The sequence below is a fragment of the Gardnerella bretellae genome (assembly GCF_048545135.1).
In the GTDB taxonomy this organism is placed as follows: Bacteria; Actinomycetota; Actinomycetes; order Actinomycetales; family Bifidobacteriaceae; genus Bifidobacterium; species Bifidobacterium greenwoodii.
On the sequence record NZ_JBKQXU010000002.1, the window covers coordinates 149,873 to 168,571 of the forward strand.

An 18,699-nucleotide genomic window follows, 5' to 3' on the forward strand; every position below is an offset into this window, starting at 1 on the left:
CCAAGTATTATCAAATTTTGATACGAGGTTATTATGACTGAGGTTTCATCTCCAGCGCCTTCCATGTTAGATAAAGGCGGCCGCTCAATCGTAGCGCTAATGACTGCGCTTCTTGTGGCAATTTTTGCATTCCAACTCAACGCTTCAATGCTGTCTCCAGCATTGGCAACGATGACAAAAGAGCTTCACACAACTGATACGCAAATCGGCTTAACTCAAACGGTATTCTTCACTGCAGCAGCTTTGTTCTCGCTGTTTTTGCCGCGATTAGCTGATTTAGTTGGTCGTAAGAAGGTGCTTATTGGCATTTTAATTTCTACGATTTTAGGCTGCGTTGTTTCAGCTCTTGCTCCAGACGTTAACATTTTGATGATTGGCCGTATTTTGCAAGGTGCGTCTGGCCCTGTGGTCCCAATGTGCTTGATTATGCTGCGCGTTCGCGTTGCTGAAGAAAAACGTTACGCAAGATTGATGGCAATCTTAACTTCTGTAAACGGCGGTATTGCAGGCGTTGACGCCCTTCTTGGCGGATGGCTTGCTGGCAATTATGGATTCCGTTCCGTATTCTGGACCATGGCAGGTATTGCTGTTGTTGCAGTTGTTATGGTTGTGCTTGCAGCGGATGAATCTCACGCTGAAGAAACGCCGCGAATGGACTGGCTGGGCGTTATAACTCTTGGTATTGCGTTCTTGGCAGCATATCTTGCAATTAATGAGATTGATAAGCTTGCTTCCGCAAACTTGACTATGATTGCAGGACTTGTGGTTGTGGCTGTTGTGTTCTTCGTCGTGTTCTGGAAGATTGAGGGCAATAGCGCAGCTCCGCTTGTTTCTACGCATTACATGAAGCAGCGTCGCACGTGGGGTCTTCTTTCTTGCACGCTTTTGACGATGACTGGCGTATTCGCTTTGATGAACGGCGTTGTGCCGCAGCTTGCGCAGGATGCGAAGGCTGGTGCGCATTTGGGTGCTGATGTTGTGAGCTTTGCAACGCTTACACCTTACGCAATTATTGGATTCCTGTTCGGACCTATTGCCGGTATTTTGGCAGCAAAGTTTGGATACCGTTTGGTGCTTCGCGTGGGAATTTTGTTGAGCATGGTTGGTGTGCTTTTTGGCATTTATGTTGCTGGAGTTCCTTCTGTGTGGGCTCTTGTGGTGCTTTCGCTCGCTATGGGCGTAAGCTACGCTGGTATTGCCAACATTATGCTTAACGGACTTGGTATTGTGCTTTCTCCAAAAGATAATCCAGGCTACTTGCCAGGCATGAATGCTGGAGCGTTTAACTTGGGTGCTGGCTTGAGCTTTGCAATTCTTTACGCTGTGATGACAAATGTTGCAGGAACTAATGGTGCAACAGGCGGATACATGGCTTCTATGGTTGCGGGCATTGTGTTGCTTGCACTTGCGTTTGCTTGCTCCTTCTTAATCCCGAATCCTGAAGAAGTAAATAAGTAAGTTAAGTAGTGTTGTTTTTGACTGCAAACGCCGGGGAATTTTCTCCGGCGTTTGTTGTTGCGTGACGACCTGCTTGAGTGCTTAGATTGTGGCGCGAGTTTATTTTCGTTATTCTTGGCTTTCGTCTATGAGTTTTGTAACTGATTTTGTTCTTTGGTTTTGACGAGGCTAGAAAATTTGTGTTTGCGCAAATCCCGTCCTTCGTCGCTTTAACTGTTAAAGTATTTTGCCGTGTTCGCCTATTTTTAACAATGTTGCTTCCTCAGTCCTCTTTTATTGCTGAACACAATTTTTCCAGCCTCTCAACACACTAACCGTCAACACAAAACTCATAGACTCGTGCAGAAAGTTACGCAGGTGCGTGGTTTACTAAGTGCAACTAAAGTCGAAAAATTAAGCTGCGTGTTGGTGCAAACTACCTGCTTTAATATTTTCTCAGTGCGAAAAATCTCAAATCTCTACCACACTGGTATTCGTACACTAAAGTCGCAAAACAAACTGTGGGTTGGTGTGTGGTATGTGTGCCTGGTGTGATGCGTGCAGTAGCAATGATGCTAGTGTTCTTTAAGCAATAAATACTCAACGTAAGCAGAGCAATACTGCAAAGCTACAGGAACATTTGCAGGAAAATGCGCGGCATTTGTTTGCGTTTGAGGTTACAGCTAAGCTAGAAGTATGCATATTATTGCGGGACGTTTCAAATCTTTGCCACTTACTTCGGCGCAATCTTGCACGCGGCCGACCACAGATCGCACGAAAGAAGCCATATTTTCCAGGCTTGATTCGTGGGATGTTATGCACAATGCTCGCGTTCTTGATTTATTCGCCGGCACAGGTGCGTTAGGAGTTGAGGCACTATCTAGAGGCGCGCGCGAGCTGATTTCGGTTGAAGCGAACGCTCAGGCTGCATCTCTTATACTTCGTACGGCGAAGACCTTGCAGAGTTCAAAATCTTGGGATTCTGCGCTTTCTATGAGGGTGATTCGAAAGCGCGCGGAGCAGTTCGTTGCAGATTATAGTGGGGAAGCGTTCGAGCTGATTTTTATTGATCCGCCTTATGCTTACGAAACTGCGGATTGTGAAAGCTTATTGGCTTCGATGATTACTAGTGGCGTTGCTAGCGTTGCAGCTGACACGCTGATTGTGCTTGAACGCAGCGCGCGTAGCGTCGCTCCGGCGGTTCCTGAGGGTTGGGAGCTGTTTGACACGCGCAATTACGGCGAAACTGCTGTTTTGTTTATTCAGCCTTCTCGCGACTAATCTTATTTTTCATAAGGTTTTGCGAGGGTGCTCGCCGGAAACTTCCCATCCGAGAGCCATGAGTGTTTTTCGATCCGCTTTATCTAGTTTGTGGCAGTCAAGTTGCTTAATTAAATCCGGTCGAATCTCGCTAGTTCTAGAAAGTGCCTCATCGCGGCGGAATCTGTCTACCTTCGCATGATTTCCAGAAGTAAGCACTTCCGGAACGCTTATACCGCGCCAAGTAGTCGGACGCGTGTACTGATGATGTTCCAACAGCGCGTCCGAACCAGTATAAGACTCTTCAACAATCGACTCAGGATTTCCCATAAATCCAGGAATTAGGCGCGTAATCGCTTCAAGCATAACGCTTACTGCAACTTCGCCGCCGTTAAGCACGTAGTCACCAATCGAATATTCGCGCACGTCGATGCCTTTTGCGCGGTAATATTCCGGAATTCGTGCGTCGTAGCCTTCGTAGCGTCCGCATCCAAATAGCAAATGATTAGCGTGACTTAATTCCGTTGCATCTTTTTGCGTAAATAGTGGGGCAGAAGGGTTTGGGAAAATAAGAATCGGTAAATCTTGTGTATCTTGTGCTTGTGTATCTTGCGCTTGCGCACTTTGCACATCTTGCAAATTTAGCAGCTCGTCTAAGCATTCAGCCCAAACTTCCGGCTTCATAACCATCCCGGCGCCGCCGCCAACAGGAGTATCATCAACTGACTGATGCACGTCGTGAGTCCACTTTCGCAAATTGTGCGCGCGAATCTTAAGTAAGCCGTTATTTTGAGCCTTGCCAAGTAGGCTCAAATCGAGCATTTGAAAATACTCTGGGAATACGGAAACAATATCGATGTCCATCATAATGCACTCTATTGCGAAAGACCTGGAATTAAGCCGCCTGGAGGGTCAATAGTCAAATACCCTTCATCGACGTCAACCTCCGGCACAAGCGCCTCAACAAATGGCACAAGTGCAGTCTTATTATCGTCGTCAACAGGATTATTCAAGCGGATTTTTAGCAAAGATTGCGCACCGTCGAGCACATCCACAACTTTTCCAATAGTGCAAGCCGGCATCCCAAGCTGATTTTCCTCGCAAAGCCGCGCTTGCAAACCGACCAAATCCTTAATATACCAAGCATTTTCGGCAGCAAGCTCTTGCGCATCTTCCGCAGGCGCATACAATTCAATGCCATTAAGAGCTTCAGCATCGTTGCGATTTTGTGATTCTTCAAACAGCAGAATCCAGCGATTTTTAAAAGTTCGTGCGCGCTCAATAACAAACTCGCGCTCGCCGTCGGCAGTGCATAACACGTTTCCAGGCTCGAAACGTTCGTAAGGTTCGTCGGTAAAGACTTGTACAGTTACTTCGCCTTTTAAACCTTGGGCTTTGCCGATACGACAAACCCTCAGCAGGTCATTACGACTTTGCTGAGGGTTGTCAAAAGATTGTTGGTCTAAGGCCACGTTCATCTCACTTACGTACGTCCATAATGTCTACGCGCACATTGTGATTGCTTAAGGCTTGCACAACAATGCGAATAGCATTAGCAGTACGACCGTTTCGGCCGATTACACGGCCAATGTCTTCAGGATTCACGCGTACGCGCAGCAGTTCGCCGCGAGCGTTTTCGTGAGAACGCACCGACACATCATCTGGAAAATCCACGATGTTTTTAATGAGATGTTCCACAGCTTGAGCCAGCATGATTACTCAGCCTTTTCCTCGGCTTCGGCAGCTTCAGCGGCCTCTGCTGGTGCTTCAGCTGGAGCTTCTTCAGCTTCGTTTGCAGCAGCTTCTGCTGCGGCCTTTGCCTTTGCAGCGGCTTCAGACTTAGCGGCCTTCAACTTCTGAGCTTCAGCTTCAACAGCCTCAACGCGAGCCTGTGCATCTGGGCCAGCTTCGGAAGTCTTCAAAGTACCTTCAGCGCCGTCAAGACCCTTGAACTTCTGCCAGTCACCGGTGATCTTCAAGAGCTTCAACACTGGTTCGGTTGGCTGTGCGCCAACGCCAAGCCAGTACTGTGCGCGCTCAGAATCAATCTGAATCATAGATGGCTGCTTGTTTGGATCGTAAACGCCAATCTCTTCAATGGACTGACCGTTGCGCTTGTTGCGCGAATCAGAAATGACCACGCGGTAGAAGGCATAGAACTTCTTGCCGAGTCGCTTAAGACGAATCTTGGTTGCCAAAATGGCTCTCCTTATAACTAGAGTCGCGGAATTTCGTTCGGGTGTGGGGCACTCCTTGCGAGCTTCCACATGTTCCTCACGTGGTCGGGAAGAGGGCGCCGATTCACGCGAATAACTTATCCATTATGCCTGCGCGCTTGGACGTTTTTATTCCAGAGAATATAGGGCTATTGATGCGATGTATGCAAGGTGATCAGTGCCGTCTATTACGGCGTTTTTTTGCCACACTGCTTTGGCGTGCAAGTTTTTTGCGCAAAATAGAACGTGATCAAGAGTAAGATTCGGCCATTTAAGCCAGGTAGGCCAAGTTTTTAGGCGCTTTCCAAGGCAAATAGAAGCGTCTAAAAATCCGGATTTTAAAAGAGAACGAAAACTTGGGTGGTCGATTGCTGAATTAAGATCGCCTGTAAGGATTGTGAGGGTAGATAATTCGCAAGTTTCCGCAGTTTCTGTAGTTTCTGCAGCATTACCAACTTTTGCCAGCGCGCGGATTCCCTCACTCCAAGCAGAACATCCTCGCATTGGCGACTTTGGATGCGCGGAAGCAAACTTAACGCAAACGTTTTTTTCATCGCCAAAATCTAAGTAAGTTGTAACGCTAGGAACGCTTGCAGCCTCAATTTTTACAGCATTGTTGCAAGTAGAAATCGCGGAATATTGTGTAAAAATCGCGTTGAATCCACCGTTATTGTGCTCGCTTTTGCTACCTACGCAAGAAGTTGGAAAAATTTCGTAAATACCTAGTTTTTCAAGATTTTTTACTAAGGATTCGCTTAATTCTTGTAAAAGTAACGTGTTTACGTTGTATTTTTTCGCAGTTTCGATTATTTGAGCAGCATTCGCTTTTCCGTATCTGCAATTTAGTGTCATTACGCGGATCTCTTGATGCTGCTTTTCCCGGCATTTGTTGTCGTTTTGGCCTAATCTGACCACATTTGCCGTGTAATTTTCCGGCGTTTGTTTTCCGAATCCGTGTGTGTGACCACAAAAGCCGTGTAATTTTCCGGCAAATGTTGCTGTTTTGGCATTTTTTGGAAACATTTGCCGTGTAATTTCCCGGCGTTTGTTGCTGTTTTGGCGTGTTTCGGAAACATTTGCCGTGTATTTTCCCGGCATTTGTTTCCGCGCGCTTCTAAACCTTCCAAACCAGTACGGCGTATAAGACTTAAGTGAAATCAAAAATAGTACCGCGTAAGCAATGCATAAATATGTGTAAGCTTGAGCGAAATTATACGATTGCGGATTTTTAGATGCGTACAGCACTTGCCATTCTGTAGCGAAAATACTGAAGAAAAGCAGCGCCACTACAACATAAGTCGAAAGCGGAAGAAGCGCAATAATATACGGAAGTGGGTTATATTTATCCGCGCCAGCAGGCAGCCACCGAAGCAGCTGCCAGCAAAGAAGCGCCGCAAATATAACCCACAGAATCGCTAATACAAAACTCATCTTCCGAATAGTCGCTTATTTTTACGAGTAATCGCTTATTTTCCAAATAATCCGGCTAATCCTCCGCCGAAGTTAGGTGGAAGTTGATTATCTTGATTCGAATTTTCAGAATTCATAAGCTCTTGTAAGCCTTCAGGAAGATTCTGCGGATTTGGCTGCTGCTTTGCGAAAGCGGAGCCAGCAACGTCGTTACTGCCGCTTCCGGAAGATTCTCCCGAAAGCCTCTCGCGCAACGCGCGCTCTTCGGCCTCGCGACGCATTGGATTACCGGACTTTCCGCCCTTCTTCTTCGACTTCTTATCTTTGCGCTTCGACTTTCCTCCAGGTCCGCCAAATCCAGGAATACCGCCCATTCCAGGCATTCCAGCGCCGCCACTCATACGCTTCATCATCTTGGCAGCCTGCTCAAAGCGCTGCAAAAGCGCGTTAACCTTAGAAACGCTTACGCCAGCACCAGCCGCAATTCGCGCGCGGCGAGATCCATCAATAATCTTCGTATCTCTACGCTCTTGAGGAGTCATAGAGCGAATAATTGCTTCAGTGCGGTCAATTTCCTTATCGTCAAACTGTTCAAGCTCCTGGCGGTGAGCGGCCATTCCTGGCATCATTCCCAAAAGCTTCTTCATTGAACCAAGCTTACGAACTTGCTGAAGCTGCTCCAAAAAGTCGTCTAAACCAAAGCTTCCTTCAGCAATCTTTTCGGCAGCCTTACGTGATTCTTCCTCGTCGAACTGCTTCTGAGCGTGCTCAATAAGCGTTAAAATATCGCCCATATCGAGTATGCGTGAAGCCATTCGATCCGGATGGAAAATCTCAAAATCCTTCAAACCTTCGCCTGTAGAAGCGAACAAAATTGGCTTGCCGGTAACGCTTGCAACCGAAAGTGCAGCACCGCCTCGAGCGTCGCCATCGAGCTTAGAGAGCACAACGCCGGTAAAGTTTACGCCGTCGTTAAAAGCCTGAGCCGTGCGAACAGCGTCCTGACCAATCATTGCGTCAATAACAAACAGCACTTCTTGAGGATTTACAGCGTCGCGAATATTGCGAGCCTGCTTCATCAAATCCTCATCAACGCCCAAACGACCTGCGGTATCAATAATCACAGTGTCATACATTTTTTCGCGCGCATAATCAATAGAATCGCGTGCAACTTTAACCGGGTCGCCTTTAGTAAACCATGGCAAAGAAATTGCGTTTCCGCCATTTTGCACGCCCTTTTCCGACGCAAAAACAGGAACTCCAGCGCGCTCGCCAACAACCTGCAGCTGCGTTACTGCGTTTGGACGCTGCAAATCCGCCGCCACAAGCAAAGGAGTGTGGCCGGAATCCTTAAGCCAGTAGCCAAGCTTTCCGGCAAGCGTAGTCTTACCAGCGCCTTGCAAACCCGCAAGCATAATCACAGTAGGCGGGTATTTCGCAAAATTAAGTGGCCTATCAACTCCAGAGCCAAGCACTTTAGTCAACTCGTCGTTAACAATTTTCACAACTTGCTGAGCAGGATTAAGCGCTTTAGACACTTCTTCGCCAAGAGCACGCTCGCGAATTTGCGCTGTAAAGGAGCGCACAACTTCAAGAGCAACGTCGGCGTCAAGAAGAGCGCGACGAATCTCGCGGATTGTGCCGTCAATATCCGATTCTGAAAGCTTGCCTTTACTGCGCAAATGCTTGAAAGCACTAGAAAGGCGGTCTGTTAACGAACTAAATGCTGCCATAATTTTCCTATTCTACCCGCTGTTACTAACGTTGCGTTATTGTGTGGTTGCTTTCTTACTGCAAATGCCACGAAGATCCTTTAGTGCCGTCTTCAATTACGATTCCGGCGTTATTCAGCGCATCTCTAATTGCGTCTGCTTTAGCAAAATCTTTTGCCTTTCTAGCATCTGCTCTAGCCTGAAGCTGCAAGGTGATTAAAGCGTCCAAAGCCGCGCATTCCTTACTGCTTTCCCCGTTTGCTCCGGCTGCAGAAGATTTATTTGCGTTAGAAGTCCAAGGCTCTGCATAAGGATCCAATCCAAGCGTGTCTAGCATAGCGCGCACTTGCAAAACGGCTGTATATAGCAGTTTTTGCGTACCACTGTTTTGTGCTTGTGCGCAGTCATCAAGAATTGCATTACCTTGACGGATTGCTGTAAAGATTGCCGCGTTTGCGCCAGAAACGTTAATATCGTCATTCATTGCGCGCGTAAAATCTTCCGGAAGCAAGTCTGCGTCTACAGATTGCACTTCTTCTCGCGTCGGCGTATTTTCAAGCAATCTGCCTGCTCGCTCAAGGAAGTTTGTAATGCGATCGTAAGCAGCTTTTGCTTCTACCAAAGCTTGATCCGACCATTCCAACATTGCGCGGTATTGCACTGCTCCAAGCGCGTAACGCACAACCCAAGCAGAATTATTCGCCAAAACAACCGGCACGGAAAGCCCATTTCCCAAAGATTTAGACATTTTTTCACCCCTGGCTGTAACCCAAGCGGAATGCATCCACACATTCGCGCTTTTCCAGCCTGCAGCACGCGTTTGTGCCATCTCGTTTTCGTGGTGTGGGAATCGCAAATCTAATCCGCCGCCGTGAATATCAAAATCGTCTCCAAGATAACGGTGGCTCATAGCCGAGCATTCAATATGCCAACCAGGTCGTCCTTCGCCAAAAGGAGTTTTCCAGCGCGCATCCGGCTGGTCGAAATCGCAAGGAGCTTTCCAAAGCGCAAAATCTCTAGGATCGTGCTTGTCTGGGGATGCGTCGGCAGGGTCAGTCGGATTGTAAATATCGTTTCCTGCTGAGTCAACACTTGGGCCTTTTTCGTCTGCAATTGCGGAAGCTTCGTCACCATCAATTTCATTACTATTTTGATTTTGGTGCGTAAGCTCGCCGTAATGCTCCCAGCTTGGCACGTCAAAATAGACGTTTCCAGTAGGATTTCCGGCGCTGTCTTTAATAACATATGCGTGACCGCGCTCAATTAAGCGCTCAATCAGCTCAACCATATCCGTAATATGGCCGGTAGCGCGCGGCTCAACAGTTGGCGGCAAAACTCCCAAAGTGTTGTAAGCTTCAGTAAATTCGCGCTCGTAAATATATGCGCGTTCCCACCAAGTTTGCCCGGCTTCACTAGCTTTTTTCATGATTTTGTCGTCAATATCTGTGACGTTTCTAACGAACGTAACTTTGTATCCTAAGCGCAGCATCCATCGGCGTACTACGTCAAAAGCAATTGCCGCGCGAATATGACCAATATGCGGCGAGCTTTGCACTGTAGCGCCGCAAACATACATGCCAACTTGCCCAGGTTTTGCAGGCTTAAACGCGCTTGTTTTGTGTGAAGCAGTGTTGTATAAGCGCAAGTTTTCCGCGGCTTTACTAAGTTTTGTTGTCTCTTCGTTCAAAGTCTTATTAAGCATAATTGCTATTATAAATGCTTCTTCATACTCAGAGTGACTTTGAGAAGTTGCATTTCGTGCGTCGGCTCTTTAGTTAGCGATACAATTATTGCGATTTGGTTTTAGATTTAGCTTTATTGAACCAATCTATTACCTAGCTGTTTTTATTTTGTTCGTTACTGAAAGGAATATCATGGCTGAGATTTCATCTGCTCTTATGACGGACATGTATGAATACACTATGCTTGACGCTGCTCTTAAGGACGGCACTGCAAATCGTAAGTGCGTTTTTGAAATTTTTACTCGCCATTTGCCTCAGGGTCGTCGCTATGGCGTTGTTGCTGGAACGGGTCGCATTTTGGAAGAGCTGCAAAAATTCCATCTTTCGGAAGATGATTTGCGTTTCTTAAGTGATCGTAAAATTGTTAGCGCTGAAACTATTAAATGGCTGGAAAATTTCCGATTCCACGGTAAAATTTCCGGTTATCGTGAGGGGGAGATGTTCTTCCCGAATTCGCCAATTTTGCAGGTAGAAGGCACTTTTGGTGAATGTACTTTGCTTGAAACTGTGCTTCTTTCTGTTCTTAATTACGATTGCGCGGTTGCGTCTGCCGCAGCTCGCATGGTTTCTGCCTCCGCAGGACGTCCTTGCATGGATATGGGCGGCCGTCGTACGAACGAATATTCTGCAGTTGCTGCGTCTCGCGCCGCTGTAATTGGCGGTTTTAAGGGAACTGCAAACCTGCTTGCGGCGAAACTTTACGGATTGAAGGCAATTGGTACCGCGGCTCACTGCTTCACTCTTGTTCACGACACTGAGCGCGACGCTTTTACTTCTCAAATTGCCGCTCTTGGCAAGGGCACTACGCTTCTTGTTGACACATACAATATTGAGGAAGCTGTAAAGACAGCTGTGGAAGTTGCGGGCCCTGATCTTGGTGGAATTCGTATTGATTCTGGAGATTTGTGCGCTTTGGCTCGTCGCGTAAGAAATCAGCTTGACGAGTTGGGTGCTAAAAACACGAAGATTACAGTTACTAACGATTTGGACGAGTATGCTTTGGCTTCCTTGCAAACCGCTCCTGTGGATTCTTATGGAATTGGCACAATGCTTGTAACCGGCTCCGGCGCTCCTACTTGCGCAATGGTTTATAAGCTTACTGAGCGCGAGGGTGCTGATGGCATTATGCAGCCTGTTGCTAAGAGGTCTAAGAATAAGGCGACTGTGCCTGGACGAAAGTTGGCGTATCGTTCATACGATTACAGCAGCGATTCTTGCGGTGTGGCAGATTGCGAACGCGTGATTTCCGGTTCGGAAGTTGCGCTCGCTCAATTTAAGCCTGAAGATTCGTGGGAGAATCTGCTGGTTGATTACATGGTTGACGGTGAAGCTGACGAACACTTTATGGGGCATGATGCGATTATGCGCGCTCAAGATTATTGCGCTTCTGCTTTGAGACGATTGCCGTTGGCTGCGCAAAGTTTGATGCGTGGAGACCCTGCAATCCCAACTGAAGTACGCGTTTTATAAATTGCGCATTGGCAAAAAGCAGCTTAGTGGCAGTGTTTACTAGTAGCGCTTACTAGAAACTTAGTAGCGTTTACTAGTAGCGCTGCTTATTAGAAGTTGAGCTTGCCCATTTCGTCATAAATGCGCTTGCACTCAGGGCATACCGGATAGTCGTTTGCTTCGTGGCGAGGAATCCATACTTTTCCGCATAACGCGACTACCGGTCGCCCTGTCAAGCGCGACTCTTCAACGCGATCTTTAGAAACGTAGTGTGCAAATCGGTCTGCATTTCCACCGTCGTCTAAACGAGCATCTTCATTTACTTCCGGACGCTCAAGTACGGAAGTAGATGTACCTGAACCGGAATCTGGATTAGAGGATTGCGAATCGGCTTCCATAATTGCATTAAGTGTGCTATCTGCTAATAACGTTGAAAGCATTGCGCATCCCTTTCTATAATCATGCCTGACTAAATCTAATCTAATTTAATCAAGCGTCAGTATTAACTAGCATAAAGCATTATTGCAACAAACGCACGAAAACTTTCGCACTCTATTGTGTTATGCGTTTCACTATGAGCTATGTGGGTGATAATCTAAAAGCATGACTATAGCTGTGTGTCCCGGCTCGTATGATCCTGTCACTGCCGGCCATTTAGACGTAATACAACGCTGTACGCATCTATTTGATGAAGTACACGTGCTTGTTGCGGTGAACGCTGCAAAAACGCCGTTGTTTTCAGAGTCTGAGCGTGTGCAGATTATTCGCGAAGCTGTGAAAAATTTGCGTAATACGCATAGTAATTGCGCTGATACGTGCTCCTGCAATAACGCAGGAAAAATAGTTGTTTCCTCAACAACAGGCTTAATTACCGACTATTGCAAAAAAGTAGGCGCAACGGCAATCGTCAAAGGCTTGCGTCAAAACGGTGATTATGAGGCAGAACTTGGAATGGCACTAGTGAACCGCAAATTAGCAGGTATCGAAACGCTTTTCCTACCTGCTGATCCTGTGCTTGAGCATGTTTCAAGCTCTGTGGTTAAAGATGTTGCTCGTCATGGGGGAAATGTTACTGGCATGGTTCCAGATAACGTAATACCCTTATTAAAAAAGCTTTTTAGTGAGCAATCATTAGGCGTAGATAATAATTCATCTATGCTGAACAATTGAACAGGAGAGTAGAAGATGACAAATAAAAATGAACTTACTGACGTGACTTCTGGATTATCTAGTGAAGGAGACGACACGATGGAGCGTGAAGTGCAAGTTGATCGCAATCAAAAGCTTCCATTACATCCGGTTCTCGCAGATGAAGAAGATGCTCAAGACGGCGTTGTAAATACAACACATTCCGACGTGCGAAGTGCGCGTGAAGGCGACCTATTAGTTGATGCAGATGCTGACAATACAGAAACGTCATCTGTTGCGGCAGTTGGAAGTGTTTCTGCTGCGGAAGATGTGCGAGATAATGGCGTTGATAGTGCAAATCAGAACAAGAAAAATAGCAAAGCAGCTTCTTCGCCAGCATCATTTTCTCCTTTCCCTCTTCCAGATTTACGAGAGCGAGAAGATGGTGGCGTTATCGACTTTGAAGAAAATGAATCTGAAACTTCAAAAGTAGCTGCAGAAACAATAAGCGATGAAGCGCGTTCAAAGAGCCGCGCTGAATTTACTACAGTTTACGACATTATTGACGCAATGGAAGCAACTCTTTCGGAAGCCAAAAATGTTCTGTTTGCTGCAGGAATGGTAAAAATTGATCGCGATGAGTTCGTTGACCAGTTAACGCGTTTGAAAGATATGCTTCCTGTGCAATTGGAGCGAGCTTCTGCGTTAATGCGAGAAGCAGAGCGACGTTTGCGTACAGCGCAAGCACAAGCAAGCTCTATTGTTTCCTCAGCGCAATCTCAATCTGCAGAAATAATTGAAGAAGCGCAAGAGCGTGCTCAATTCTTAGCAGGTCAAGAAAACGTAACGGCTTTAGCAAAACAGAAAGCTCGCGACATTCTCGCTACTGCGCAAGCAAAATCAGACAAGCTTACGCAAGGTGCGGATCAGTATTGCGCGACTGTTATGGAAGGCTTAAAGCAGCAGCTAGATAAATTAGAACAAGATGTGCAAGCGGGTCAGCGAGTGTTGGAAGATCGTCGTCGAGCTGCAGCGCACGTACAAAATGACATTAGCTCATCATTGTATGACGATGATGAAGAGGAAAGGAATTAGTAATGGCTTCGCATCCATCCCAATCACCATGGGCTGTTCCAGTAGCGCAAATGGCTGCGCGCGCTGGTAGTAGCATGTCGTTGCATCGCGTATTTCCGGCGCCGGAAGGTATTGGAGATTACGTTATTGGCGTAAAGCCAGGCAGTGATGTTATGGTTGATGGCGATTTTGATGCTGTGGTTGACGGCTTAATGTTTCAGGGCAGTATTACTGCCCCGGTGCATGCAGAATGTACTCGATGCTTGATGCCGCTTCGTCGCGATTGGAAAGTGGATGTGTGCGTATTCTTTCCATATGCTGACTCGCGTTCTAATCGTTCGGATAATCGCAATACTCGTGGCGATGCGGATGAAGCTGAATCGCAAATTTGGGATGAAAATGACGAGTCAGGCAATGTGTATCCTCTAGTTGCGGGTGGTGATTTTGCGGATATTGAGGCTCTTATTCGCGACACGATGGTAAGTGAGCTGCCGTTGCAACCGTTGTGTGAGCCGGATTGTCGCGGACTTTGCTCTCAGTGTGGCGAAAACTTAAACGAGCATCCAGATCATCATCATGACGTTACGGATATTCGTTTTGCTGCTTTAGAGGATTTGAAAGCTCAGCTTGAGCAGAATGAAAAGCGCGACGACCTGCCTGAGCGCTGCGATTTAGCGCGCGAAGGCAACTCGGAGCGGAAACTCGCTTAGGTTGGAAGTCCAGTGGACTTCCAACGCGAGTTTCGTAGCGAGCGCTTAGAGCGCGAGCTTTTGCGCAAAACAGATTTCGCTTAAATCTCACTCAAGTTCACGTAAATTAGCAATTTGTACGGCGCTTGCTGTAATATACAGAACGCTTAAGCTCAATCGATTGAATGAAATAGAGGAAAGAATTATGGCACTGCCTAAGTACAAGACCTCGCGTGCTAATACGCATTCGCGTCGCGCTAATTGGAAGGCGTCTGCCGTGCAGACTGTGACTTGCCCGAACTGCGGTTCTCAGGCATTCCCACACATGGCTTGCCCATCTTGCGGAACCTTCCGTGGTCGTGTTTATCGTGAAGCTATTCGCTCGGCGCACAACAACTAGGTTGTATTGAAAAACCCTGCCATCGACGGGTGGCAGGGTTTTCTTTTTTCTTTCGTATTGTTTTAGTTTATATGGCTGTGAGGTTGGGTGTTGCTTGTCTCGCAGCGCTACGCTCTTATACCTTATTTGGACTTAGTGGTTGCATAGTTAAGTTTAGTTTTTTACTTACTTTCTTTCAAAAATATTTATTTATCAAAAAGATATTACTATCGCTCCGCTTTTATATTGCTCGACCAAGCAACACCCAACCTCACTACTCAGAAAATGATTAGTGTTTTTTTGTTGTGTGGTAGTCATTTCGGTGTAGCGATAGCAGAGCAATAATGCTAGTGTTCTTTGATTGATAGTCGCTTATCGTATTCGAAGTATCGATGACAAAGTTCGCAGATCAGGTAAAGTTCGTAGTTACTTACGCGCGTCGAGCGCGTGCCAAGCGACTTCTGCAGCCGCAAGTTGCGCTTTACGTTTGCTAGATCCGCTTCCAACGCCAAGAACTTCGTCGCCGTCCTTGTGTGCAAGAACTGCGCGCGCCTCAAAAACTGGAGCATATTCAGGTCCAGAAACAGCCATACGATACTCCGGATCTTCCAAGCCCATATCGTGCGCCTTAACCGTAAGTGAAGTCTTCCAATCAAGTGCTGGACCTTCGGTCAAAACTTCCGCCAAAGTGTCATCAATCAAACGATGCACAACAGCGCGCGCCTCATCAATACCGTGTTCAACAAAAGTTGCGCCAATAAGCGCCTCAACAATATCGCAAAGAATCGAATCTTTATTATTTCCGCCCTGCTCCATTTCGCCGCGGCCGAGCAGAATATATGGTCCAACATGCAGCTTTTCGCGCGCAACAGCAGAAAGCGCCCATTCAGACACAGCTTTCGCTCGCATCTTCGCAAGTTGACCTTCAGTCATGTCTGGATGCGCAGAAAATAGCGTTTCTGTAGATACGAGCTCTAAAACAGCATCTCCCAAAAACTCAAGTCGCTCATAATTTCGCGTACCTGGATGCTCGTGCGAAAACGAGCGATGCGTAAGCGCTTCTACCAAAAGATCCGGCGAAATAGTTGTGCCTAAAGCGTCTAAAAGCTCCTGAGTTGGATCCCCAGAGCGAGCCTCTCCGTCGTCTAATCTTAAAACTCCACTTGCTTTATGCGCACTCTTCGTATCGTGCTGATTTTCTTGATTATTTTGAGTCTTCATAACAGTACTATTATAGTCCACATTGCCAACACGCACGCTTTTAGATTAAGTTAGATTAAATCTGTTCGTAGAAGTCTGCAGCTATATTTATGCATTATGCCTACGTATGATTTGGGATTAGAACGAGTTTCGCTAGAGTTTGCTACAAAAACGATTTTTACTGATGTAACTCAAGGTGTTTTTGAAGGCGACAGGATTGGTATTGTTGGTCGAAATGGCGACGGAAAGTCAACGCTACTTCGAATGCTTGCCGGTAAAATGCAGCCTGATTCCGGTCGCGTAACTAAGCGCGGAGGGCTTACTTTTGGCATGCTAGACCAGCGCGATCCTTTAGATGATAACGCAACTGTGCGTAAGGCTGCTTTGGAAAATCGCGAGGATTACGAGTGGGCTGCAGACCCGCGCTCTCGCGAAATCGTGGAAGCTCTTCTTGGCGGAATCAATTTGGAAGCAAAAGTTGGTACGCTTTCTGGCGGTCAGCGCAGGCGAGCTGATTTGGCAAGATTGCTTCTTCATGACTGGGATATTTTGGCTTTGGATGAGCCTACGAACCATTTGGATGTTGTGACAATTCACTGGCTTGCAGAGCATCTTCTTCACCGCTGGCAGGACGGCCAGGGCGCGCTTTTGATTGTGACGCACGATCGCTGGTTTTTGGATGAGGTTTGCACTTCGATGTGGGAAGTTCACGACGGCGTAATAGATCCGTTTGAAGGCGGCTACAGTGCGTACATGCTTCAGCGAGTTGAGCGCGAGCGTCAGGCGGATGTGCGCGAGGAGCGTCGCAGAAATTTGGCCAGAAAAGAGTTGGCATGGCTTTCACGCGGTGCTCGTGCGCGTTCCACTAAGCAGAAGTTCCACGTAAAGCAGGCTCGCGAGCTTATTGCAGACGTGCCTCCAATGCGCAATACTTTAGAATTGAAGAAAATGGCAACTTCGCGTCTTGGCAAGCAAGTTGTTGATTTGATTGATGTTACGCAAATTTTTGACGATGCTAATCAGCTAAAAAATATTGATCCTGATATTGCAGAAAGCGCTGCTACTGCAGAAAAATCAAATAAAGTAGACATTGTAGAATCTGCTTTTGCGCAACCAACTCACGTAGGAAGCGTTACGATTGCAGTCGACGAAAATCAAGAAAATCTTTCTGAAGAAAATCCGGAAACTGCTGCAGCAGAGCGAAAAACTATTACCGGCCGCATGATTCTCGACGATGCAACATGGCTAATCGGTCCTGGAGATCGTTTCGGAATTGTTGGCGCAAATGGTGCCGGAAAATCAACGCTATTAAGCATTATTGACGGCTCGCTAAAACCTACGGTTGGTCGCGTGAACATTGGTAAAACCGTAAAATTTGCTGTGCTTTCGCAGCGCCTCGAAGAGCTTGAAAAGCTTGGAAAATATAAGGTTAAGGAAGTTTTAAGCCGCTACAAGCCAAGCTACATTATTGATGGCAAAGAAGTTACTCCTGGTCAGCTTATGGAGCGTCTTGGTTTTAAGCCGGAACAGCTTATGACTCCGATTGCGGATCTTTCGGGCGGTCAAAAAAGGCGTATGCAGCTGCTGCTTATTTTGCTAGACGAGCCAAACGTGCTGATTATGGATGAGCCGGGTAATGATTTAGATACCGACATGCTGGCTGTTATGGAAGATTTGCTTGATACTTGGCCTGGCACGCTTATTGTGGTTTCGCACGATCGCTACTTGCTTGAGCGCGTAACTGATCAGCAGTTTGCGCTGATTGATGGCAAAATCCGTCATCTTCCTGGCGGTGTAGACGAGTATTTGCAAATTGTAGAAAAATTGCAGCGCGAGCACGAAAATAATATTAATTCTGCAAAAACGCAAAATAGTAACGAAAGTAACGAAAGTAGCGAAAATAACAAAAATAGCGGAAATAGCGAAATAAATTCAGCAAGTGCAGCAAGTGCAGCTTCAGTAAGTGCGCCGAAACTTACTGGTAAAGCCTACCATGATGCCACAAGACGCGTGGCAGCAATTGAGCGAAAACTTGCAAAACTTGAAGATCAAAAATCAAATATTGAGTCTCAAATGGCTTCTCACGATCCGAGCGACTTCGTTGGTCTTCAAGCTCTTAACGAAGAATTGCAACAAAATGCGCAAGAAACTAGCGATCTTGAAGAAGAGTGGATGGAACTTTCTGAGCAGCTGCAGTGATTAGAAGATAACAGCCACGTGCTAAATTTGTGAGTTATGGCTCAAATCAAGGATATGCTGGAATCTGTAAAACCAATTCGCGTAGATGGTCGTGAAGTTGACGAGCTTCGCCCTGTGCGAATTACACGTAAATTTACTGACGTTCCTGAAGGCTCTGTGCTTATTGAGTGCGGAAATACGCGCGTTATGTGCACTGCAACTTTTACTGTCGGTGTTCCTCGTTGGCGCAGGGATTCCGGCTTAGGCTGGGTAACTGCCGAATATTCTATGCTTCCTCGAGCTACTGCTGAGCGTACCGACCGCGAATCTGTGCGCGGAAAAATTGGCGGTCGCACGCATGAAATTAGCCGTCTTATTGGTCGCTGCTTGCGCGGAGTTGTCGATATGAAAGCAATGGGCGAGTGCCAGATTCAAATCGACTGCGATGTTTTACAGGCAGATGGCGGAACTCGTACAGCTTCCGTAACTGGAGCTTACGTAGCATTGGTAGATGCGCTTAATTGGGCGGAAAAGAATGGTCATATTCGTTCCGCTGCAAGCGTTCTTAAAGATGCTGTTTCGGCAGTTTCGGTTGGCGTTATTAATGGCACGCCTATGCTTGATTTGCCTTATGTTGAAGATAGTCAGGCTATGACAGATATGAACGTTGCTATGACTGGTTCTGGTACGTTTATTGAAATTCAGGGAACTGCTGAGCATCGTCCGTTTAATCGCGACGAATTAAATACTTTGCTTGATTTAGCAACAAAAGGTAATCGTGAGCTGCAGAAAGCGCAAAAAGCTGCTTTAGCCAAATAGTAAACA

The 18,699-nt window shown here is 46.7% G+C and carries 17 protein-coding genes and 2 pseudogenes; 10 read left to right on the forward strand and 9 right to left on the reverse strand.

Features of this window, described 5'->3' with window-relative positions:
* Positions 1 to 33 precede the first annotated feature (33 nt).
* Together uriT and rsmD are read left to right on the forward strand one after the other, a co-directional pair.
* Complete coding sequence (gene uriT / locus ACJV7B_RS02030; protein WP_419388848.1) at positions 34 to 1,458, forward strand: uridine transporter UriT; 1,425 nt, start codon at positions 34 to 36, stop codon at positions 1,456 to 1,458.
* A 675-nt stretch (positions 1,459 to 2,133) separates the two neighbouring features.
* Positions 2,134 to 2,718, forward strand: coding sequence for a 16S rRNA (guanine(966)-N(2))-methyltransferase RsmD (rsmD, locus tag ACJV7B_RS02035; RefSeq protein WP_246905603.1), 585 nt, complete (start codon positions 2,134 to 2,136; stop codon positions 2,716 to 2,718).
* A gap of 9 nt (positions 2,719 to 2,727) precedes the next feature.
* On the opposite strand, the gene trmD is transcribed toward rsmD, so the two are convergent.
* From trmD to cysS, 7 genes are all read right to left on the reverse strand, one after another.
* Positions 2,728 to 3,561: a tRNA (guanosine(37)-N1)-methyltransferase TrmD gene (trmD, locus tag ACJV7B_RS02040; protein WP_419388921.1), complete on the reverse strand. Its 834-nt coding sequence runs from the start codon at positions 3,559 to 3,561 to the stop codon at positions 2,728 to 2,730.
* 11 nt (positions 3,562 to 3,572) lie between these two features.
* Complete coding sequence (gene rimM / locus ACJV7B_RS02045; protein WP_419388849.1) at positions 3,573 to 4,175, reverse strand: ribosome maturation factor RimM; 603 nt, start codon at positions 4,173 to 4,175, stop codon at positions 3,573 to 3,575.
* 1 nt (position 4,176) lies between these two features.
* Positions 4,177 to 4,410, reverse strand: a complete 234-nt coding sequence (locus ACJV7B_RS02050) for an RNA-binding protein (protein WP_004105376.1) — start codon at positions 4,408 to 4,410, stop codon at positions 4,177 to 4,179.
* 2 nt (positions 4,411 to 4,412) lie between these two features.
* On the reverse strand, positions 4,413 to 4,895 hold the full coding sequence (gene rpsP / locus ACJV7B_RS02055; RefSeq protein ID WP_004135488.1) for a 30S ribosomal protein S16: 483 nt from the start codon (positions 4,893 to 4,895) through the stop codon (positions 4,413 to 4,415).
* Positions 4,896 to 5,042: 147 nt separating this feature from the next.
* Positions 5,043 to 6,344, reverse strand: coding sequence for an endonuclease/exonuclease/phosphatase family protein (locus ACJV7B_RS02060; protein ID WP_410296215.1), 1,302 nt, complete (start codon positions 6,342 to 6,344; stop codon positions 5,043 to 5,045).
* 35 nt (positions 6,345 to 6,379) lie between these two features.
* Positions 6,380 to 8,056 (reverse strand): signal recognition particle protein, encoded by a 1,677-nt coding sequence (gene ffh, locus ACJV7B_RS02065; protein ID WP_419388850.1) that lies wholly within the window; start codon positions 8,054 to 8,056, stop codon positions 6,380 to 6,382.
* Positions 8,057 to 8,111: 55 nt separating this feature from the next.
* The gene (gene cysS / locus ACJV7B_RS02070; protein ID WP_419388851.1) at positions 8,112 to 9,737 is read right to left on the reverse strand and encodes a cysteine--tRNA ligase; all 1,626 of its coding nucleotides are present in this window, start codon (positions 9,735 to 9,737) and stop codon (positions 8,112 to 8,114) included.
* 172 nt (positions 9,738 to 9,909) lie between these two features.
* On the opposite strand from cysS, the gene ACJV7B_RS02075 reads away from it, so the two are divergent.
* A complete protein-coding gene (locus tag ACJV7B_RS02075) occupies positions 9,910 to 11,247 on the forward strand; it encodes a nicotinate phosphoribosyltransferase (RefSeq protein ID WP_419388852.1) in 1,338 nt (445 codons plus the stop codon).
* An 89-nt stretch (positions 11,248 to 11,336) separates the two neighbouring features.
* On the opposite strand, the gene ACJV7B_RS02080 is transcribed toward ACJV7B_RS02075, so the two are convergent.
* Positions 11,337 to 11,666: a DUF3039 domain-containing protein gene (locus ACJV7B_RS02080; RefSeq protein WP_102694587.1), complete on the reverse strand. Its 330-nt coding sequence runs from the start codon at positions 11,664 to 11,666 to the stop codon at positions 11,337 to 11,339.
* Positions 11,667 to 11,829: 163 nt separating this feature from the next.
* Between ACJV7B_RS02080 and coaD the strand changes: the two genes are divergently transcribed.
* The 4 genes from coaD (at position 11,830) to rpmF (ending at position 14,517) form a co-directional block, all read left to right on the forward strand.
* Positions 11,830 to 12,396 (forward strand): pantetheine-phosphate adenylyltransferase, encoded by a 567-nt coding sequence (coaD, locus tag ACJV7B_RS02085; RefSeq protein ID WP_419388853.1) that lies wholly within the window; start codon positions 11,830 to 11,832, stop codon positions 12,394 to 12,396.
* A 15-nt stretch (positions 12,397 to 12,411) separates the two neighbouring features.
* On the forward strand, positions 12,412 to 13,449 hold the full coding sequence (locus ACJV7B_RS02090) for an SPFH domain-containing protein (protein WP_116431911.1): 1,038 nt from the start codon (positions 12,412 to 12,414) through the stop codon (positions 13,447 to 13,449).
* Between the two features lie 2 nt (positions 13,450 to 13,451).
* Positions 13,452 to 14,138: a YceD family protein gene (locus ACJV7B_RS02095; RefSeq protein WP_004110281.1), complete on the forward strand. Its 687-nt coding sequence runs from the start codon at positions 13,452 to 13,454 to the stop codon at positions 14,136 to 14,138.
* A gap of 184 nt (positions 14,139 to 14,322) precedes the next feature.
* On the forward strand, positions 14,323 to 14,517 hold the full coding sequence (rpmF, locus tag ACJV7B_RS02100) for a 50S ribosomal protein L32 (protein ID WP_419388854.1): 195 nt from the start codon (positions 14,323 to 14,325) through the stop codon (positions 14,515 to 14,517).
* A gap of 405 nt (positions 14,518 to 14,922) precedes the next feature.
* On the opposite strand, the gene rnc is transcribed toward rpmF, so the two are convergent.
* Positions 14,923 to 15,717 (reverse strand): ribonuclease III, encoded by a 795-nt coding sequence (gene rnc, locus ACJV7B_RS02105; protein ID WP_419388855.1) that lies wholly within the window; start codon positions 15,715 to 15,717, stop codon positions 14,923 to 14,925.
* A 96-nt stretch (positions 15,718 to 15,813) separates the two neighbouring features.
* Between rnc and ACJV7B_RS02110 the strand changes: the two are divergent.
* The 3 genes and pseudogenes from ACJV7B_RS02110 to rph form a co-directional block, all read left to right on the forward strand.
* A pseudogene (locus ACJV7B_RS02110) lies at positions 15,814 to 17,518 on the forward strand (ABC-F family ATP-binding cassette domain-containing protein); the annotation flags it as partial.
* Positions 17,519 to 17,658: 140 nt separating this feature from the next.
* Positions 17,659 to 17,895: pseudogene (locus ACJV7B_RS02115) on the forward strand (ABC transporter C-terminal domain-containing protein); the annotation flags it as partial.
* A gap of 36 nt (positions 17,896 to 17,931) precedes the next feature.
* On the forward strand, positions 17,932 to 18,693 hold the full coding sequence (rph, locus tag ACJV7B_RS02120) for a ribonuclease PH (protein ID WP_004135504.1): 762 nt from the start codon (positions 17,932 to 17,934) through the stop codon (positions 18,691 to 18,693).
* Positions 18,694 to 18,699: the final 6 nt, after the last annotated feature.